Here is a 17,839-nt window from a genome sequence, read left to right on the forward strand (position 1 = left end):
TTCGTTTAAAGTTCGCCGGGTTTCGGCCTGCTGACAAAAGAAATCACGTCGGCGATCTGATCCTCGATCGGTCGGAGTCCGTCAATGTGTGTAACGTAATGAAATTTCCAATACGTTTCATCCGCCATTTCGCGCTCAAGTCTGGCGTGTAGCTCGCGTGTGGTCTTCTCCAGTGCTTCGGCACTGAAAGGGTAAGGTACCGCTGTTTTGCGCGCTTGAACCCGATCCAAGCAAATCTCAAGAGGCGACCTAACCCAAACTACGCGGTACGACCGCCTCGCGTTCCTGATCGCTTGCTGCACGTGCCAAACTAGCGGACCTGATCCAGAAAACTCTACGGCGTCGCAAGCTCCCTGTTCAATCTTCCCCAGAAGCGCTGCCCAAGCGCGCATCTCACCTGAAGTTGAGCCATCTCCATGAACGGTACGCTCACCATCAATTGAGGCGAACCGCATGCCAGTGCATGCGTGCAGAGCCTTTGCTAGAGTTGTTTTGCCCGTACCTAGTGCGCCGATCAACACAAGTAGAGGGCGTGTATTACTTGCAACCGAAATCGTCTTTGTGCGCCAGTCACCAACCATATCGCCTGAAAGTGCCGCAAATTCAGACCGTCTGGCAGGGCGAAGTTCAACCAGACGTTGCCCCTGTTCGTTGATGACCTCCAGACCGCCATCAAGTCGCTCCACTCTTGCCTGACCGTTGTAGAACGGTTCAACAGCCGCAAATCGTCGCGTATACGCAGGCACTCCACGCAGATCAACGTGCATCCAGCCATCACCATCACGCGCGCGTGCAAAGCCCTTGTGAAAAACGTCTAGATCAATGAACCAGTTGCCATGCAACGGCTTACCGTTCAGATCCAAATGCGTGCATAGGCCTGCGTCACTCTGGATGACACAGAATCCGTCCTTGTAGTCCCCGGCATAGCGCCAGGTTTCTGGATACGCGAATGAGCCATCCGAGCGCACATGTCGATAGCGGCCATCACGCAATCGCACCGTACAGCGACCGCATTGAAAGTTTCCGCACCAGTCATACTGCTCAGGATAGGCATCGCTTCCGTCTGGACGAATGTGATGCCATCCATCCATGGTTTGTACTGCAGCGAAGCCTTCATAGTAACCAAACGTTCGAATGAAGCGACACGCATAGGCAGCCTGACCATCTGGTTTGACGTGCCACGCTTTCTCTCCGAGTTTCACCGGTGCAAGGCCTGGCGCGTGGAACTTGAGCACTTCGTCGAAGCGTTCGAAGTAAGCGGGCTGCCCATCGCACTCATGGTGCGTTGCACAGGCCGACACACTCAGATCGCGCCAATTCATAGACCTTCTCCCGCAGGCTTCCTCATGTTGCACGAGGCACACAAGGAACGGTTTCTGTAACTAGACACCAGCGCGCTATAAGCATCCCCCCGCCAGACCTCAAGAAGGGATGCATCCTCCAAGTAGCCGAACTCTCCCAAAGTCCTACGCTGCGCGTCCGGCGCGCAGCATGGATCGAATCGCCCTTGAGAACTGACCCATGCCTCTTGTCCCAAGAAGGGGCACAGGCCATCAGGTGTAAGCTCCTGTGACGATCCTTCGTCCAGCGGAAAGACGTTTTCCAGAAGGATCGCACGCCCATTCGCGAGAGGCTGTTCCAGAGCGATCTTTCGAGCCTGCTCGACAGCTACATTCCAGCGGAGGATCGTGTCTGCATTGCGGCGCATCGACAAGGTTTCGATTTCAGGAAAATGCGCCCAGAGATGGTGGCCTTTGATACGATCCACGCCGAGTTCGATACCGAGTCGTACGATATCGGCCAGCTCCTCGACGTTGGACTCCAGAAAGGTCTGCTGGAGCGTCACGCGGCAACGGTTGCCGCCATTCGCAGCATGCGCATCACGCACCGCAATGAACTCACGCAAGTTGCGCAGTGATTCTTCCCATTTCGAGCCCAGCATGATCGATTCATTAGTGGTCTTACAGGCACCGTTCCAGGAGATTTTTACATCGGAGGTGACCGGCACAATGCGGGCAGCCCAATCGCTAGCCCCATACTTCGGGAAGGTTCCGTTGGTCGTCAGATTCAGTTTGACGTCGTGCTTCGCACACAAAGCCAGGATGTCCTCGAAATGCTCATAGAGCAAAGGCTCACCCATGGTTGATGGGATGATTTCACGCAGCCCTTTCCCAGCGGTTTCCTCGACGATCCGCTTCAGCATCTCGAAGGGCATGCGGCGATGACGACGCCCATCCAGTTTGCGCAGTGGCTGCAACGCACTGTGTGGTGAATGCTCCTCGCACATCACGCACTTGAGGTTGCAGGTATCCGGGTTGGTATCAAACGTAATCCGCCAGGGTGCTTGCGCATGTGCAAGCCTTGTTCTGTCCCGCCGACGAAGGACTCGCTGATACAAGGCTTCGATATCCTGCACGTGGGTATCGATATCGGGAATGTCACCATCCAGGCTGAAAACGTAGCCACGACTTCCCAACTTTGTCGCTAGTTCAGGCGCATCGACAAAACGCTGCATCTGCTCCGCCAGAGCAGCGTATGAGCGATGCTCGAACAAGAGTCCGTTGACCTCGTGATGGACATACTCGGCCATTCCGCCTGTATTGGCCGTGATCACCGGTACGCGAGCTTGCTGGGCCTCATGAATAACCAGCGGCGAGTTCTCCACCCATACCGATGGCACAACAATCGCATCCACGCGATCAAAAACATCGCGAACGATGTCCTGATTCCTGTACTCAGGCATCCATTCGATCTTGTCTGCGATCTCGGCAGGGAGGCTCGCTGCGATGTCTTTCAGTGCGGCCGTTTCCTGACCACGCGGGCGCCCCCAGATCCTGAGTCGGGCTTTGCCTGTGAGCCGCCCAAAGGCACGGATCAGGTCATGAATTCCCTTGGCCGGAATATGAGTGCCGATGTACCCAAACGTGAAATCCGATTCCTGAACCCTGTTACGGTTAGCGGAACGCTTTCTGTCGAAACCGTAATCCAGATAGATGAGCTTGCGCTCGGGCAGGCCGAAGTCATGGCGATAGCGCTCCAGAAGGTAACGCGCCGGGGCAACGAACACATCCACCAGTTCGGCCATCTCGCGCATGTGTGCCATGCGGCGCTTCACCCAGTCTTGCCAGTAAGCCACATCCGCTTCGTATTCATCGGGAGCCCCGCTGAAGTATCGCGCATAGCAACGCTCGGCACACTTGCGATCCTCCTGCCCATCGCAGGCCGCCCACAGATTGTCAGGATCTTCTGGAAGGGTCTGCATGAACTGGCCGCGCGGACACATGACCCAGTAGTCGTGAAGCGTGTAGACAATTGGTATCCCACGATTGGCTGCCTCCTTCAGTAAGGACGTCGAGAGGTGGTTGAGGTGCCCGACATGCACAACATCGGGCTGCACCTCGGCCAATACATCGGCGAAACGCTGATCGACCCCTTCAGCCCGGTATCTGTCCTTTAACCTCGGGTTGTTCAACAGATGCAGGGTGATCCTTGCGTCATCAGGATCTCGATCCTGACGAAGGCGGTAATCCGGCGCGAAGGGATCCTCTTCGCGGGTAAAAACATGGACCTCATGTCGATCAGCCAGCCCCTGACACAACGTCTGGCTATAGACCTCTGAACCGGCGTTGTAGCGCATCGGATAACCGTGAATCACTTTCAAAATTTTCATGCTGATGCCTCCGCGACGCCATGCAATGCGTGTTCTTGCCTGAAGTCTTCAATGAGATGTACCAGGCCGGCTTCCAATGAAATTTCAGGCGCCCAGCCGAGAATCTCACGTGCTCTCGCCGGATCTCCATAGAAACGCGCCACGTCGTAAGATCTAGGCGCAGCCTCAGTGACGACTGAGTCGCTCTCCGCCAGTCGACAACAAATCGCAGCAAGCTCGCCTAAAGAGGTTGGGTGCCCTGATACCAGATGCACTGGGGCCAATGACTGCTCGCCGGACTCCAACAGTCCGATCAAGGCACGAATACCTCGAACGACATCATTGACGTGCGTAAAGTCGAAGGTGTGGTTGCTGCCTTCAACGCGGAAGGGCGAGCCTTCGACCGCAGCCCTGGCAAATGCAGGAATGACTCGATCTGCGTGATCCTTCGTGCATCCGTACACGTTCGACAGCCGAACGACAGCCGTTTGAAGGCCCTGGCTGCGCGCATTCAGAACGACGCGTTCGCCCTCTGCCTTGGAGCGCGCATAGACGTTGAGCGGATTCAACGCGGTCGTCTCAGCAACCGGGAGTGATGGAGCCTGCCCGTAGACCTCTCGGCTGCTCGAGAACAGAATCCACGGTCTGGAACTCTGGGCCAATGCCGCATGAACGAGGTTTTGAAGGCCTGTGACGTTTGTGCGCCAACACAGGTCAGGGTCTCGCTGCCCCCAGACAACCCTTGAAACTGCCGCCAGGTGAACAACACCGACGCAGCCCTGAATGGCCGTCTCAATGTCGGCCAGGCGGGTCAAATCACCGTGATTTGACCCGCGCCCAAGCAGATCCAGTTCCTTTACCGAAAACCCGTCATTTCTGAGCGACGCGCAAAGCCGTCGCCCCACCAGGCCGCGTGAGCCGGTGACCAGTACTCTCTTTGTCATGATTTTCCCAAGATGAGCGCCAGAACTCTCGCAAGGAGAGTTCTGGCAAGTAAAGCGATCAGTCGCCTTAAGGCTTCTGCGTCTGCTTCAGATGGGAGGCTTCGATTTGGTGTCGCTGCTGCGTGAGTGTTGCCAACGCAGTTGCGTCCTGAGGAGAGTAACCCCGATCCCGGTAGTACTGCGGTGAGGTTGAGTTGAGATGCTCAGACCGACGATCGATGTCGGCTTTTGGCAGGGAATGACTCATAGGTTTGCTCCTTCAGGTTAAGCCAGAACAGACCGCCACTACTTCCCTCGGGTCTGGGAAGCGCCTGGAGCAAAGCTAAGCGTGGAGTCTGAACTGACATTCTGGTCGTTTCCGCAGCGGTACGAACCCACCGACGAAGTCGTTGTCTAGGACCCGATCCAAGACACAAAGAGAGGTATCAATGCTTTTTAAATGCTATGTGTATTTTTATTTCAGTACAACTGAATCGCCCCCGATTTTGTAGAGGCAGCGGAGTCAGTTTTGCTCACTACTGCAGCCGTTCACGAAGGAGGTGCTGAGCGGCTGCAATGGCCGAAAAATTGACAACTAATGCTTGTCACCGCATTAGCCAAGTAAGAAAAAAAGCCCACCGAGTTTCCCCGGCGGGCAAAGTTACCACTACGAAAGGTCCATGGCTCTCCATGGTGTCACGCCTAGCAGCCGGCGTTCAGATGATCGGAATTTAGCTGCGTCACAAGGTCTGCACGCTGAATGCTTTAAGGAACTTGTTCAGGTTTTGCAGGGTGTTAAAGGTGAGCTGCCATCCATGCGCCGTCGGCGTTTCTCCACCATTGAAGCGTTTTGGGTAGCCGGTTAAATTGGAATGAAACACGTGTCCGTCGCTAACCGAATCGACACCGTCCAGCCCTCGCAACATTTCAGGAGAGAAGTCCGGATGCACCATGACGTTAATCCGGTTGAGCTTCGAAGTCTGCTTTACGATGTACACGACCTGTCCAGCCTTGGATTTAAAACCAGCGACATACACGATGTTTTTAGTTTCCATGTAGTTGGCGTCACGGAAAGCCTTGAGTAGCGTCTCGGTAACGGCGTTCGCAGTCGGGGCAGCGGTCTTTGCAGTCATTGGTTTTACTTCCTTCATTTTGTTGGCGGTAGCTGGAATAGCTGTCGGAGTAGTGCCCCTGAATTGCGGCTTTCCTGTCGCGAGAGCTACGGATTCTTGAGCCATGCGGCCGTAACGACCTCGTGAATGTCCATCGACACCTCTCCATTGATTAATCAGCGGGCCTTGAGAAGCAAAGTGCTCGACGTGGACAACAATGATCTTGCCGTCGGTATAGGAAACATCGTTGAGCCACTTCCACGAGCCTTTGCGTACTCGCTCATAAAGCTTGAACGACTCGCGGACGTAGTTGAGTGCGGTGCCAAACCCGAACATCACGACCAGCTTGGTGACTGAGGGGAGTGCAGCCAAGAACTGATCGGCGCAGTTGCCGGCGACCTCTCGGCCAAATGGCGTGGCAACGAACTTGTCGAGCATCCCGCCGCCGGAGCCTTTCCATACTGAACTGCCCGATTCATACCGCTCCACAGTGCAACGGATGAGCGATCCAAAGTGAAACCGGCCCTGCGTATCCGAGATGGCTTGGGACACCGCCAGCGACAGATTGGCTGGATCGTCCCCTGCAATCAGCCCAACATGAGCCAGGATTTTCCCGACGTTATGGCGCCCTCCTTTGTAGGCGATCTCATTGTGCGGAGTACTCACTAGCGCTCCGGCTTGGGTTGGCCCCTTGGAGAATCCAAGTACCATAATCTCAGGGGTCACGTTGCCCCAAGCCATCGGATTGGCCGTGATTCTCCAGTCACCCACAGTTCGTTTGGTTTGATCAAACTGGATTGAGGCGCCACAACTGCTGAAGCAACGAGCACAGGCGATTTGGCCTGATGCGGGAAGGCTCTTGTTCATTTTTTTCTCTAGCAATTCGTGGCTACATCAAGCGTTGGTTTCGCTGAAAATGCGGCGTTGAAGATTGGAAAAATCGTCCTTCTGCTTGGCCTCCAGCATGCGTAGTGCAAACAGCGTCCCATTCAGTCCCAATGCTGCGCCTAAAGCAGTCAGCATTTCTTCATCGTGGGGAATGTCTCCCTTTTCAAGCTGCGCCAGCCACTTCACCCCGACATTGAGCTTGGCTTTCTCAAGCAAAGCCTTGGGGGCCAGGTTCAACCGCTCCCTGGTCTTGCGGACGTAATCGCCCGCTTCTTCCTGACCAATAAAAGAGTCGTTCAGCACAGCAATACTTGGCAGATCGTCTCCAACCCGCGTAGGGATGAATCCGCGCTTGGTGCTAAGCCATGCTTTGGCGGCCTCCCGGGGAATGAAGATGTTCGAATCTACCACGGTCGTTTCAAGTCGATTGGCTGCGCTTTTGCTGGTGGCATTCCGCACAGTCCTGTCATCAAGTCCTGCGAGGATGGCCACCTCAGAGATCGTCAGCATGTCGCTCGGCGCGCCTTCATCGCCATACAAATACGTGCGGTGACCGCCATCGAGAACCAAGCGGGCAAAGAACGCTTTGCCGGCATACAGGCACTTATCGGCCTGTACTGGATCGCCGTTACACGACTCGGAGATCAGGAATGAGTTGGATGCGTCCCAGACCATCCCGTAGGCGAAGGTCCATTCGTTGGCACCGCCGCTATCAACGGGAGGCATGCAGCGGATGCCCAGCAAGCCGTAGTCGTAGAACTGCTCAATGCATTGTGTGGCCTGAAAGTGGTCAATGGAGAAAGGCTCATCGTAGGTTCGTGAATTAACTTCCGGATTCATAAAGTGAAGCACATCATCGAAGCTCTTTGGCTTGCGGTCGAACAGCAGGCGGTAGCCGGCCTCAGGGTCAAGGCAGTAGCTCGCCGAGCGGGCGAACTGATAAACGACCTCACGGAACTCTTCCTTCATTTCTGCCTTACTGAACTTAATCATCGCTGCTCCCTATTTTGTTTTAGTTGGTCATCACGGATATCACTTTATTGTCTTGGGGAAGATATGTCAATGGGTCGTCACGGGTGTCACGGATTTGCAATATCGACAGGCGACTGCCGTCCTGCCAAAGAAGGTTTGGGAGCAACAGTAATTAGGGGGAAAGGCGAAAAAAGCCGCATACTGGCAGCTTTGGCGGAGTGGCAGTCTCTGTGCCGGCCACGTTGCATACATTCCGAGATAAACGAGATTTCTTAGACAACTTTAGACAAATCGGCCTGTAAACCCCGTGGTTGCGTGATCGAAATTAACGCTACATGAACTTTGATCAGATTCCGGAGTTTGTGGAACAGGCGGCTACGGTCGAGATGTAAATCGCGAAAATCGACTTTTTTTCAACGTCGACCGCTAAAAAGCCCCCGTCGGGAAACCGGCGGGGGCTTTTTGCTGGATCAGTAGGCGGCGTGCGTGAGGCAACTCGATTTGACCTGTGCCAGTGGGGCGCTACGCCACGTTTTGCACCACGACCTGTATATATACAGCTATCCATCCCGATTCCTCCGATCAGGATGGGCGCTCTTGCTGGCACGCATCTGTGAAGTTCTTCCTCTGGTCAGCCCGAAATGCGGCGTTGACCTGCGGATCATCGCCTTCATCAACGAAGTCCCGGTGATTCGCGAAACTCTCGGCCACTTGGGCGAGCCAACCTCAGCCTCAAGTCTGGCGCCCGCGCGCTGTCCACCACTGTGGGCGTTGCCGGCAACCGAACAGGCCGAGCGGGAAACCGACCCCGTAGGCCAAAACGGTACCAAGATATGAATTTGATTAGCGCGTCGTTTGGTAGGGACGAAAACGACAAGGGTTGAGGCTTGTCGCGGGGGGCTCGTATCTGAAAGCGCAAGGCCGGCCAAATTCGGCCGGCCTTGCGCTTTCAGATGCTGGTTCCGACTGGGAGAGTGCGATTTCCGGATGAATATTCTCGTTGTACTCGTTTGACATGAAGCGAAAAGCGCGACGATACTCACTTTGGGGAGTGGAATTTCCTATCCATTATCCTTTTACAAGACAGAGACTGGTAGCGATGATGACGAAACACACCCTCCAAACAGGCATCGCCTTCGCGCTGTCCATATTTGCGGCAGCGTCCGTGCAAGCGGCGAAGCCTGATGATGCCACCATGGAACTGCAATACCGGTTTCCCATCTGCAGTGAGGTACTCGAGGCCAAGCGAGACACCGGTGAACAGACTGACGCTGAAAAAGACCTGCTCGAAGGCTCTGAGCTCTTGCTTTTGCTCAATCAATACAAGCGCCAGCGCGCCGACCTGAATGCCTACTTTCGCCAGGGAACACCCTTGCACCATGCAGCGTGCGCAGGTTGGAACACCGAAGTGCTTTGGTTGCTGCGCAATGGCGCTGATCCTTTTCTTGAGGCCAGTGGGTACGATGCGCTCGGTGTTGCGGTACGCACCGAAAACTGGGAGGTGGCAAACACCGTGCTGAAGCACTATCAGCGACTACTCGGCACCGCGAGCGTTTCTGAAAAGCAACAAGCGCAGATTCACGCGTCGGTGGAAAGCGCGGCATCCCAGGTAGCAGATGTCGGCGACAAGGCTGCGCAGTACCAACGTTTGCTGAAAAAGGTGGGATGGAAACCTTCGCCCAAGGCATGGGGTAAGAAGTATGGCGAACTGCTATGCAGCGGGAAAGCCAAGGCGGCACTGGATATTGTCAAAGCCCTGCCGTGGGGGAGGGCAGCGCCGGTCGAAATCGCCGATGCCAATTGGACCTGCCCGACTCATTTCAATGGCCGTCGCTCGGCGGAGGTATTGCCCGAGGTGGCAGACATGCCGCATTGGAGCGCACTCGATGCCTTGCTGCCCAACCCGGTGTTGCTGCCCCTTGTTCCGTTGTTGCCTAGTGGCAAAGGCAAAGCCGTCTTGCGCACAGGCATCGGCCATGGTCTACGCGCGCCGTGGTCGAGCCAGGAGCTCGCCACAATTTACTTCCTGGCTGTCTTGTCGCGCCGCGACACGCCGGTGGGTGAGGAGCCGGCCCTGTTGCGCCTGATTCCGCAAAACGATCTGCCGAAGGTGCTTGAGGCGTCCCAAACCCGACTAAGGTTTCACTTTACCCACTATAACGATCCCTTGGGGGGCGTTGCTCTGCTGCACGCAGGCGCCTGGCCTTTGGCGGACCTGGAATGGCTGATTGCTCAGCTAACCCCATCCCTCATCAAACAGGTGCAAGAGCAACTGCACCAATGGCCTGATCGTGTAAGCGCCGCGCACTGGGAAAAACTGACGCCCCACCTGGTTGCACCGCTCGCCATCCCCTATGGGTACCCAAAGTCCCTCCCCTATGCCCTGTGGTCAAAATGGATGGCCTTGGGTGCGCTACCGGCGCGCGAACGGTCCACTGCACCGGGGCAATTTACTTACACATGGAGCCACCTGTTGGCGTCCATTCCCATCCCAGAATTGGCACAGGGCCTTGCGGCGGCGCGCCAACTCAAAGGGGCTGCACCAGAAGACTGGCCCACAGAGACGGACTGGGCCGGCTTGTTGTTGCGGGCTAAACCGCAGGAGTTGCCTGGGTTTCTGGCGCTGGCTAAGGCGCAGCGCCCAGACTTGTTGCCGCGTTTCATGGATTGGGCACTGGCGCCTTTGTCGTTTGGCCCAACCCCAGACGCCGTGGCCTTAGCGTTGACGCCGCCATCCCTAAACCGCTTCGGGTCGCATTCCGGAGTATGGGATCGAGTGCGCAGTTTGGCAGGACTAGGATATAAAGCTCGGCATCCACGTTACCCCATCCAGAACTTGTCTGAAGCGGACAGGTCAGCTCCGTCGCTACAGGAAGCGATCCAGAATGCCTGGTTGATCGCTCCGCCCAATACAACCGCAGAAACGGATACCGCTAACCCGGGTTCTGTCCAATGGACCAAGCCGCTGCTGACGTGTCACAAGCAAGTGGATAGTGGATTGCGCCGCGCACTTGCAACAAGTGGGCAGGGGGGCGATCCAGATGGAGGCGATTCGGAGTACCTGGTACCCGTTCAGGTGACCGGGTTGGGCGATTGTCAGTGGTTGAAAGTCGGTGGACGCTTTCCGGGTAGACATTCGTGGATCGATCACGATTTTTTTGAAGGCGAAACTGAGCAACGGGCAAACGCCGCAGACGGACACCGATCTGCCATGTTTTGGCACCGTGCTCAGCAGACATTCTTGGATTCCGGTGTTGAGCCCAACTCCGGCGAAGCCATGCTCATGCACCAGTCGGGGCAACTAGCTCCTTGGGTCGCCATTTCGGGGAGCGTAGATTGGGGACAGTTCTCCAACGATATTTTTCGAGCGCGCCTGCAGCACAACAATACCGTCGTGCTCGAACCCTTGCCAACCGATCATCCAGGACGCATCAGTCTGATGGAGCGCTGTGGCAGCGAACTACTACTAGACGGGTGCGAAGCATTGAAGGAGGCTCTGCAGGATGACGAGTCGCGCGGTATTGCGCAGTTTGCCGACACCTATTGGCCGCAAGCCCGACAGGACTTTTTGGACGCACTCTTGAGTAATGACCGTGCAAGCCTGATCCGCATGCGTGAGGAAGGCTTATTCTCGCATTGGCTCTCGGCCGGATTGCGCGCCTTGGGTGAGGCGCGTGCGTTGAGCGTGATAGACAAGCGTCGGCGCGCGGCGTGGATATTGGCCTTGGGCAGTCCCCGCGCGGCCTACGATGCAGCCACGCTTGACTCCCTGTTAACTTGGCTCCCGCCAGAAGATTGGCGCCCCATTGTCAAGCAGTTGCGGTGCTATCCGCGCGAGCAACTTCTGGAGAAAGTGAAGCAGACAAAAGACCACACACTTTCGTCGCGACTGCAACATGAGATGAACCGATTCGCTTGCGAAGGGGCGTGAGCAGTTCTGCATCGACGGTGCCTCGATGTCCCCTCAATGCCCCGCATCCGGTTACCGTGCCAACACAATAGAACACCACTGGTCGACGTCAAGAGATGCACCGCGAACTGCCGTCCTTCATCAGCACCCGTGGCGGCGTCTCGCTGCGTCCGGGCGACGGTGTCTCCACTCCTGGCTGAACCGCCTGCTGCTGCCCGATACCGTCGGCACCGGCGGGGTTCGTACACCTGTTACCCGATCGGCTTTTCCTTCCCGGCCGGTTCCGGTCTGCTCGCCTTTGCCGCTGCCGACGGCAAACTGCTCAAGGCTGATGCCAACGCCCAGTACGCCGCAGTCATCGAAATCGACCTGGCCGAAGTCACCGAGCCGATCCTGGCCTGCCCGAACGATCCGGACGACGTCAAGATCCTGTCCGAAGTCGCCGGCGCCAAGATCGACGAAGTCTTCATCGACTCCTGCATGACCCACATCGGCCACTTCCGTGCTGCCGGCAAGGTCCTCGAAGGCTAGTGCCCAAGTCTGGAAAATTATGAACCCTCCGCCCTGGATGATTCCGATTGCCAAAATCGTGCCGGGAGCCGGCAGGTTAGCGGGTGTTTTAGCCATTTCAGCGCAAGCAGCAAGGCGATGGCACCGCCGACGCAACGCTGGACGGAGAGGGCGAATGGAGAGGGCGAATGGAGAGGCATAGGCCAAGCCTTGCTTTGCTAGCACCCAGTTGTAACCCCAAGTCAACGAAAGAACGAGCAGTGCCAAAGCTGGTGCGAATCGCAAGAATTTTTCATGTCGACATCAATATTGGGACCAGGGCAGGGGAGGTGCTTTCAGGCGAGGTGCCAGGCCATCACCAACCACACCGAAACGTGCGTCGCCGCTTTCCCACTGGCGTTGCGCCGCGGCAATTGTCGCCTTGTCGAAGCCGACGAAATTCCACCACATCAATACGGGTTCGGCGAAGGGTTCGCCGCCGAGCAATAAGACTTTGCTGTCGGCAGCTAGCTCCAGCCGCAGCGTTTCCCGACCGTGGCCGAGATAGGCGAATTCGTCGGCCCGGAAGTTCTCACTATCCAAGCTGACCGAACCGGTGAGCGGCAGCAGCGCATATTCGAAATCGGCCCGTAAATCGAGGTCAACCGCTGCCGTTGTTGCGCTGGCGATATCGAGGCCCAGCAGCGGCGAGTACAGTTGGGTAGGGGCGGCATGGCCGGCGTAGTTCCCGGCCAGCAGGGTCAGTGTTGTGCCATCCGATGACCATTGGGGCAGTTCGGGGTGGTGGGCAAAATCAGGCGGGCAGTCCTGGGCCTCTGGCGGTAGTGCAATCCACAATTGGGCAGCGTGCAGGCGGCTGCCGTCTACCAGAGAGTCCTCGGTGTGGACGACGCCATGTCCGGCGGTCATCAGGTTGACCTGGCCAGGACGGATGATCTGTGCATTGCCCAGGCTGTCGCGGTGCAACACTTCGCCTTCGATCAGCCAGGTGAAGGTTTGCAGGCCGATATGTGGATGGGCGCCGACATGCATCCCGCGCTCTGACGCAAAATCCACCGGGCCGGCGTGGTCGAGGAAGCACCAGGCGCCGACCATGCGCTGCTGGCGGCTGGGCAGAACGCGGCGAACCATCATGCCGTCGCCTAAGTCGGCATTGCGGGCGGTGATGCGAGCAATGGAGGACATCGATATGCTCCTTCTAATTGTTGGCGTTTTGAAAAGTTCGCTCAATACGACGATCCGGAATGAGCCACATGAACGCAACGATGACGTAGAGTGCTTGGGCGATCCAGGATTCCCAGAGCATCGCTGTACAAATGCCCGCAATGTAGAAAATGACGGATGTCTTCCCCTTCCAATCAGATCCCAGTATCTGCTTGAGGAGGGAGTTTTCGGGATCGCAGGCAATGATTGCCCATTGCAATAGCAAATAGGCGAATGCGGCCATTAACAGGACTACGCCATAGAGTGCGGAGGGGGACGGCGCGAAATGGTTTTCTCCCATCCAGCCAGTAGCGAACGGGAACAAAGACAGCCAGAACAGCAAATGCAGATTAGCCCATAAGACAGGGCCCGAAACCCGCTTTACGGTGTGGAGTAGATGGTGATGATTGTTCCAGTAGATGCCAACGTATACGAAACTGAGTATGTAGCTGAGAAAAACCGGCACCACGGACGATAGATCGCTGAAAGCTTCGCCGTGCGGAACCTTCATCTCCAAAACCATGATGGTGATGATGATCGCTAAAACCCCATCACTGAATGCTTCCAGCCGATTCTTTCCCATTTTGTCGCCTATTCAATGAATGGTGTTTAGACCTTGATCTGGGTCTGAACACGAATCTCACCTGTGAGCAATTTGTGCATCGGACAAGCATTCGCGGCCTTGAGCAATTGTCCCTGCTGCTCATCGTTCAGGTTGCCGTGTAACGTAATTTGGCGAACGATGTCGTTTCCGTTGGCCGGTTTGCCATCCGGATTGAGTTGTAGCTCTACCTGGATGCCAGTTACGGGCAGTTGTCGCCGAGTGGCGACCATTTTCAGTGTGATTGCCGTACAGGCGCCGAGGCTGGCCAGAATCAACCGATCCGGTGTCGGGGCGGTATTGCCACCGCCAACCTCGCTAGGCTCATCTGCTGTCCAGGTGTGGCCGAGGTCGTCGATGAACGAAACGATATATGGAGTTTCTTCAAGCGTGGCTTTGACGGTGGGGATGACAGACATTTTTCTTCCTGTTGATAGGTATTAGTTTGATCCCGAGAAGTTTTGGGGGGCTTAAGTCTGTGCAAATCCGCTCGACAGTCACTACCTGTCTGCCCAGCGGATGGTTGCAGATTACTTGCTATTCGGAACGGTGGTATAGCTATTAATCAGATTGCGATAGTCAGGAATGTGATTGGCGAACAATGCACCCAGCCCCTCGACATCGTTACGCCAGTTGCGATGCAGTTCGCCGGCGGCCCCGAACCAGGTCATCAGTTGGGCGCCGGCGGCTGACATGCGATCCCAGGCCGAGTGACGGGTCACTTCGTTGAAGGTGCCGGAGGCGTCGGTAATGACGAAGACCTCGTAACCCTCTTCCAGTGCCGACAGCGTCGGGAAGGCCACACAGACTTCGGTGACGATGCCGGCGATGTCTTGTCGGTGGCCTTCGCCTTGACGAAATCTTCGTTGTTCCAAGCGTTGATCTGTCCTGGGCGGGCGATGTACGGCGCATCCGGAAAGGTTTCCTTCAACTCGGTCATCAAGGGGCTGTTCGGGGCGTTCTCGAAGCTGGTCGGCAGATTGAAATACTTGGCCAGATCGGCCAGGGCCAAGACGTTGTTGCGGAACTTGTCTGGATCGATGTCGCGAACCAACGAAGACAACCCGGCCTGATGATCGACCAGCAGGACTGCGGCGTTGTTCTTGTCGAGTTTGACGTAGGGCTTGCTCATGGTTTCTCTCCTTCGCAGGTGGTGTGGCACTGCGGGTTAATGGCCGATCTGTCCCAAATGGCCGCTGTTGAAATCGTTGATTGCCTGGCGGATCTCCGCTTCGCTGTTCATTACAAAAGGGCCGTAGCCGACCACCGGTTCGTTGAGCGGCTCGCCATTGAGAAGCAGCAAAGTGGTGTCTTCGAGGACGTCGAATTCCAGCCGATTACCGTCGCGTTCGAATACCGCCAGTTCGGCCGCCCCTACGTTGTGACGCTTGTCGAGACGGATCGTCCCCCGCGTCAGGAAGAGCGCCGTGGTATGCCCTTCCGGAAGGTCGAAGGTGATGCGCTGGCCAGCTTGCAAGCGCAGATCCTGGCCACATACCCGCGACAACGTTTCATTACTCCAAAGCTGCGTGTATTTATCGATGTAGCGGCAAAGGAATTAATCGAATGGTTAGATAGTAAGTAGCCCTTTTCCTGAGAAGCTGTTCATGATTTTTCGCTTGTCATTCAAACCCCTGACGAAACTACTAAGCAACCGACTTAGCCGCCAAACTACGGCGGCTAAGTCTCTGCTTATCCCCAGCCCTCCCCTTAACAGGGGAGGGAGCCTGTCCGAGCGCGATTTGGGGGGCTCCTCCCCTGTTAAGGGGAGGTTGGGAGGGGCTTTACAGACGTATCAGTTAATACCGTAGCCTGTTTCATGATTTTCAGAAAATCGTGAACAGGTTCTGAGCGTGTCCGGAGTTTGTGGAACAGGCGGCTACGGTCGAGATGTAAATCGCGAAAATCGACGCTTTTGCAGCGTCGACCGCTAAAAAGCCTCCGTCGGCTCAGTGGCAACTGAGCGGCGGGGGCTTTTTGTTTTACGCCATGGCGGCGCTCAGTTGGCGGCGAAGGCTTCGTTTTCGATCAGCCAGCGGCCGTTGTTGCGGCGCACCTCCAGGGTTTTGGTGCCGTGGTCTTCGAGACGGTCGGAGGTGTAGTCGAGGGCGAAACTCAGTGTGGCGCGGTCGTTGTTGCCGAGTTCGATGGCGGTTTCGCCGATCTTGAGATCGATGAACCTGGCCTGGCCGATGATGCGCTTGCGGGTGGCGCGCCATTCTTCCGGGCTGCCGCTGTTGCCGGCATAACCCGGCACATAGAAGGCGAGGTAGGTCGCGGTGTCCTGTTCCGACCAGGCCTTGCTCCAGGCTTGCAGCAGGTTGCGCAGTTCGCCTTCGGCTTTTTCGGAGGGTGTGGCGAGGCGTTCGCCGGCCGGCGCCGGGGTGCCTGCCGCCGGCGGCAGGGCCTGGAGCAATGCATCCGGGGCTGCCGGCATAGCCTGTGCGCCGGAAAAGTCGGAAAAGATGCTGCTCAGGCTGAGTGCGAACATGCCGACGCCGATCGAGATGGCGGCCAGCTTGATGCCTTGTCCTGTTTTGTCGTTAGCCATTTCTGCTCCCTATGATTGTTGAATGGTTTGGTGACCAGACAATATTATTGAGCAAAAAATGATATTTAATCGATAATATGAAACTTATGTCTCCATAAAATTTCATTTATTCGTGTTTTTGTGAATTTGTGGCGCACGCTATCTGGCGGATATGTGCTGCTCAAGGAGGCTGCTCCGTTTCGTCATGTCCGGAAAATTCGCCGGTTTTTACCGGTCGACCGGTACGGACCGCCGTTTTTCAGGCGGCCGGAATTCTCGCCAGGAAGCGATCAAGCTGATTGGCGAAGGCCTGTCGGTCAGCCTGTCCGAAGGCGGCGGGGCCGCCGGTGTCGACGCCGGCGCTGCGCAGTTCTTCCATGAAGTTGCGCATGGCGAGGCGTTCGCGGATGTTGGCGGTGGTGTACATCTCGCCGCGCGGGTTGAGGGCGTGGCCGCCGCGCCCGATGACCAGAGAGGCGAGCGGGATGTCGGCGGTGATGACGAGATCGCCCGGCTGCACCTGTTCGACGATGTGCGCATCGGCGACGTCGAAGCCGCTCGGCACCTGGATGGCGCGAATGAACTTCGACGGCGGTGTGCGCAGCATCTGGTTGGCAACCAGCGTCGTCTGGATCTGCCGGCGCTCGGCAGCGCGGAAGATGATTTCCTTGATCACGCCGGGGCAGGCGTCGGCATCGACCCAGATCTGCATGCTTATTTCCCTGCGGTCGATGTCGCCAGCGGGGCAAATTCGGCCGGCACCCAGGCATAGCCGCTCTTTTGTTCCTTGCGGGCATGGCCGATGCGGGAGAAGGCCAGGTGCATGCCGGCGACGAGGATGCCGAGGCCGGCAAGGAGCAGGCGGGCCAGCGCTTGGGGCTTGTGGATCATGGCGTTCTCCTGGTTGGGGGAGGGTAAGTATCCCATGGCTGAGACATCGTTGGATTGACGCGCCTGGCTTTGATTGAGATAATGAGAACGATTCTCAATAAAATGAATTTTTCCGACAGGGTGTATTCGTGAATATCGCGGCCAATCCCACCGATGCCATCGGTCAGCTCTATGCGAGTCACCACGCCTGGCTGCATGCCTGGTTACGCCGCAAGCTCGGCTGTGGGCACGGCGCTGCCGATCTGGCGCAGGACGTGTTTGTGCGCATTCTCGCCTCGCGCGACGCTCTGTGCGGCATGCGCGAGCCGCGCGCCTACCTGACGACGACGGCGCAGCGGCTGATGGTCGATCGCATCCGGCGCGAAGTGATCGAGCGCACCTATCTCGCCGAGCTGGCCATCGTCATGGAAAACGCGCCGACGCACCCGTCGCCCGAACAGATCCTGCTCACCCTGGAAGCGCTCGGGCAGATTGCCGATCTCCTGGCCGGCGTCTCGACCAAGGCGCGCGAGGCCTTCTTGCTGCATTACCTGGAAGAGCGCTCGCATGCCGAGATTGCCGCGCAATTGCAGGTCTCCACCCGCATGGTGCACAAATACCTGGTGCAATGCCTGGTCCAGTGCGCTGCGGCGCGCCCGGATTGAGCCCGG

At 56.9% G+C, this 17,839-nt stretch carries 17 protein-coding genes and 1 pseudogene; 4 read left to right on the top strand and 14 right to left on the bottom strand.

Annotated features, from left to right (window positions below; translation table 11 throughout):
- Positions 1–5: 5 nt before the first annotated feature.
- The 5 genes from KIG99_RS17535 to KIG99_RS17555 form a co-directional block, all read right to left on the bottom strand.
- Entirely contained in the window at positions 6–1,322 is a 1,317-nt protein-coding gene (locus tag KIG99_RS17535) for an ATP-binding protein (RefSeq protein ID WP_226461328.1), read from the bottom strand.
- Positions 1,319–3,670, bottom strand: coding sequence for a glycosyltransferase (locus KIG99_RS17540; RefSeq protein ID WP_226461329.1), 2,352 nt, complete (start codon positions 3,668–3,670; stop codon positions 1,319–1,321). The genes KIG99_RS17535 and KIG99_RS17540 overlap by 4 nt, the downstream gene beginning before the upstream one ends.
- Entirely contained in the window at positions 3,667–4,593 is a 927-nt protein-coding gene (locus tag KIG99_RS17545) for an NAD-dependent epimerase/dehydratase family protein (protein WP_226461330.1), read from the bottom strand. The genes KIG99_RS17540 and KIG99_RS17545 overlap by 4 nt, the downstream gene beginning before the upstream one ends.
- A 719-nt stretch (positions 4,594–5,312) precedes the next feature.
- Complete coding sequence (locus tag KIG99_RS17550) at positions 5,313–6,551, bottom strand: hypothetical protein (protein ID WP_226461331.1); 1,239 nt, start codon at positions 6,549–6,551, stop codon at positions 5,313–5,315.
- 27 nt (positions 6,552–6,578) lie between these two features.
- Positions 6,579–7,565 (bottom strand): helix-turn-helix domain-containing protein, encoded by a 987-nt coding sequence (locus KIG99_RS17555; protein WP_226461332.1) that lies wholly within the window; start codon positions 7,563–7,565, stop codon positions 6,579–6,581.
- Positions 7,566–8,141: 576 nt separating this feature from the next.
- Here KIG99_RS17555 and KIG99_RS17560 point away from each other — a divergent pair.
- From KIG99_RS17560 to KIG99_RS17570, 3 genes and pseudogenes are all read left to right on the top strand, one after another.
- Positions 8,142–8,381: a hypothetical protein gene (locus tag KIG99_RS17560; RefSeq protein WP_226461333.1), complete on the top strand. Its 240-nt coding sequence runs from the start codon at positions 8,142–8,144 to the stop codon at positions 8,379–8,381.
- A 262-nt stretch (positions 8,382–8,643) separates the two neighbouring features.
- On the top strand, positions 8,644–11,475 hold the full coding sequence (locus KIG99_RS17565; protein WP_226461334.1) for an ankyrin repeat domain-containing protein: 2,832 nt from the start codon (positions 8,644–8,646) through the stop codon (positions 11,473–11,475).
- 92 nt (positions 11,476–11,567) lie between these two features.
- Positions 11,568–11,982: pseudogene (locus KIG99_RS17570) on the top strand (bifunctional aconitate hydratase 2/2-methylisocitrate dehydratase); the annotation flags it as partial.
- Positions 11,983–12,267: 285 nt separating this feature from the next.
- On the opposite strand, the gene KIG99_RS17575 reads toward KIG99_RS17570, so the two are convergent.
- The 9 genes from KIG99_RS17575 to KIG99_RS17615 form a co-directional block, all read right to left on the bottom strand.
- Positions 12,268–13,149, bottom strand: coding sequence for a pirin family protein (locus tag KIG99_RS17575; protein WP_226461335.1), 882 nt, complete (start codon positions 13,147–13,149; stop codon positions 12,268–12,270).
- Positions 13,150–13,162: 13 nt separating this feature from the next.
- Positions 13,163–13,750 (bottom strand): TMEM175 family protein, encoded by a 588-nt coding sequence (locus KIG99_RS17580; RefSeq protein ID WP_226461336.1) that lies wholly within the window; start codon positions 13,748–13,750, stop codon positions 13,163–13,165.
- A gap of 26 nt (positions 13,751–13,776) precedes the next feature.
- A complete protein-coding gene (locus KIG99_RS17585) occupies positions 13,777–14,187 on the bottom strand; it encodes an OsmC family protein (RefSeq protein WP_226461337.1) in 411 nt (136 codons plus the stop codon).
- Positions 14,188–14,298: 111 nt separating this feature from the next.
- Complete coding sequence (locus KIG99_RS20800) at positions 14,299–14,571, bottom strand: isochorismatase family protein (protein WP_319002407.1); 273 nt, start codon at positions 14,569–14,571, stop codon at positions 14,299–14,301.
- The gene (locus KIG99_RS17595) at positions 14,487–14,900 is read right to left on the bottom strand and encodes a cysteine hydrolase family protein (RefSeq protein ID WP_226461868.1); all 414 of its coding nucleotides are present in this window, start codon (positions 14,898–14,900) and stop codon (positions 14,487–14,489) included. Before KIG99_RS17595 ends, KIG99_RS20800 begins: the two co-directional genes overlap by 85 nt.
- A 36-nt stretch (positions 14,901–14,936) precedes the next feature.
- Positions 14,937–15,245 (bottom strand): pirin-like C-terminal cupin domain-containing protein, encoded by a 309-nt coding sequence (locus tag KIG99_RS17600; protein WP_264180437.1) that lies wholly within the window; start codon positions 15,243–15,245, stop codon positions 14,937–14,939.
- A 522-nt stretch (positions 15,246–15,767) separates the two neighbouring features.
- Positions 15,768–16,319 carry a L,D-transpeptidase Cds6 family protein gene (locus tag KIG99_RS17605; protein ID WP_226461339.1) on the bottom strand — a complete coding sequence of 184 codons (552 nt, stop codon included), beginning with the start codon at positions 16,317–16,319 and terminating at the stop codon, positions 15,768–15,770.
- Positions 16,320–16,557: 238 nt separating this feature from the next.
- The gene (locus KIG99_RS17610) at positions 16,558–17,010 is read right to left on the bottom strand and encodes a YaiI/YqxD family protein (protein ID WP_226461340.1); all 453 of its coding nucleotides are present in this window, start codon (positions 17,008–17,010) and stop codon (positions 16,558–16,560) included.
- 2 nt (positions 17,011–17,012) lie between these two features.
- Positions 17,013–17,189 carry a hypothetical protein gene (locus tag KIG99_RS17615; RefSeq protein WP_226461341.1) on the bottom strand — a complete coding sequence of 59 codons (177 nt, stop codon included), beginning with the start codon at positions 17,187–17,189 and terminating at the stop codon, positions 17,013–17,015.
- 128 nt (positions 17,190–17,317) lie between these two features.
- Here KIG99_RS17615 and KIG99_RS17620 point away from each other — a divergent pair, with 128 nt between their 5' ends.
- Positions 17,318–17,833 carry a sigma-70 family RNA polymerase sigma factor gene (locus KIG99_RS17620; protein ID WP_226461342.1) on the top strand — a complete coding sequence of 172 codons (516 nt, stop codon included), beginning with the start codon at positions 17,318–17,320 and terminating at the stop codon, positions 17,831–17,833.
- Positions 17,834–17,839 lie beyond the last annotated feature (6 nt).

This window comes from Quatrionicoccus australiensis, assembly GCF_020510425.1.
Lineage (GTDB): Bacteria > Pseudomonadota > Gammaproteobacteria > Burkholderiales > Rhodocyclaceae > Azonexus > Azonexus australiensis_A.

What these genes read in the sequence shown, in the direction of transcription:
- KIG99_RS17605 (WP_226461339.1), bottom strand. Translation starts at nt 16,319, where the DNA reads ATGGCTAACGACAAAACAGGACAAGGCATCAAGCTGGCCGCCATCTCG.
- KIG99_RS17595 (WP_226461868.1), bottom strand. Translation starts at nt 14,900, where the DNA reads ATGAGCAAGCCCTACGTCAAACTCGACAAGAACAACGCCGCAGTCCTG.
- KIG99_RS17535 (WP_226461328.1), bottom strand. Translation starts at nt 1,322, where the DNA reads ATGAATTGGCGCGATCTGAGTGTGTCGGCCTGTGCAACGCACCATGAG.
- KIG99_RS17565 (WP_226461334.1), top strand. Translation starts at nt 8,644, where the DNA reads ATGATGACGAAACACACCCTCCAAACAGGCATCGCCTTCGCGCTGTCC.
- KIG99_RS17540 (WP_226461329.1), bottom strand. Translation starts at nt 3,670, where the DNA reads ATGAAAATTTTGAAAGTGATTCACGGTTATCCGATGCGCTACAACGCC.
- KIG99_RS17615 (WP_226461341.1), bottom strand. Translation starts at nt 17,189, where the DNA reads ATGATCCACAAGCCCCAAGCGCTGGCCCGCCTGCTCCTTGCCGGCCTC.
- KIG99_RS17550 (WP_226461331.1), bottom strand. Translation starts at nt 6,551, where the DNA reads ATGAACAAGAGCCTTCCCGCATCAGGCCAAATCGCCTGTGCTCGTTGC.
- KIG99_RS17545 (WP_226461330.1), bottom strand. Translation starts at nt 4,593, where the DNA reads ATGACAAAGAGAGTACTGGTCACCGGCTCACGCGGCCTGGTGGGGCGA.
- KIG99_RS17555 (WP_226461332.1), bottom strand. Translation starts at nt 7,565, where the DNA reads ATGATTAAGTTCAGTAAGGCAGAAATGAAGGAAGAGTTCCGTGAGGTC.
- KIG99_RS17580 (WP_226461336.1), bottom strand. Translation starts at nt 13,750, where the DNA reads ATGGGAAAGAATCGGCTGGAAGCATTCAGTGATGGGGTTTTAGCGATC.
- KIG99_RS17585 (WP_226461337.1), bottom strand. Translation starts at nt 14,187, where the DNA reads ATGTCTGTCATCCCCACCGTCAAAGCCACGCTTGAAGAAACTCCATAT.
- KIG99_RS17575 (WP_226461335.1), bottom strand. Translation starts at nt 13,149, where the DNA reads ATGTCCTCCATTGCTCGCATCACCGCCCGCAATGCCGACTTAGGCGAC.
- KIG99_RS17610 (WP_226461340.1), bottom strand. Translation starts at nt 17,010, where the DNA reads ATGCAGATCTGGGTCGATGCCGACGCCTGCCCCGGCGTGATCAAGGAA.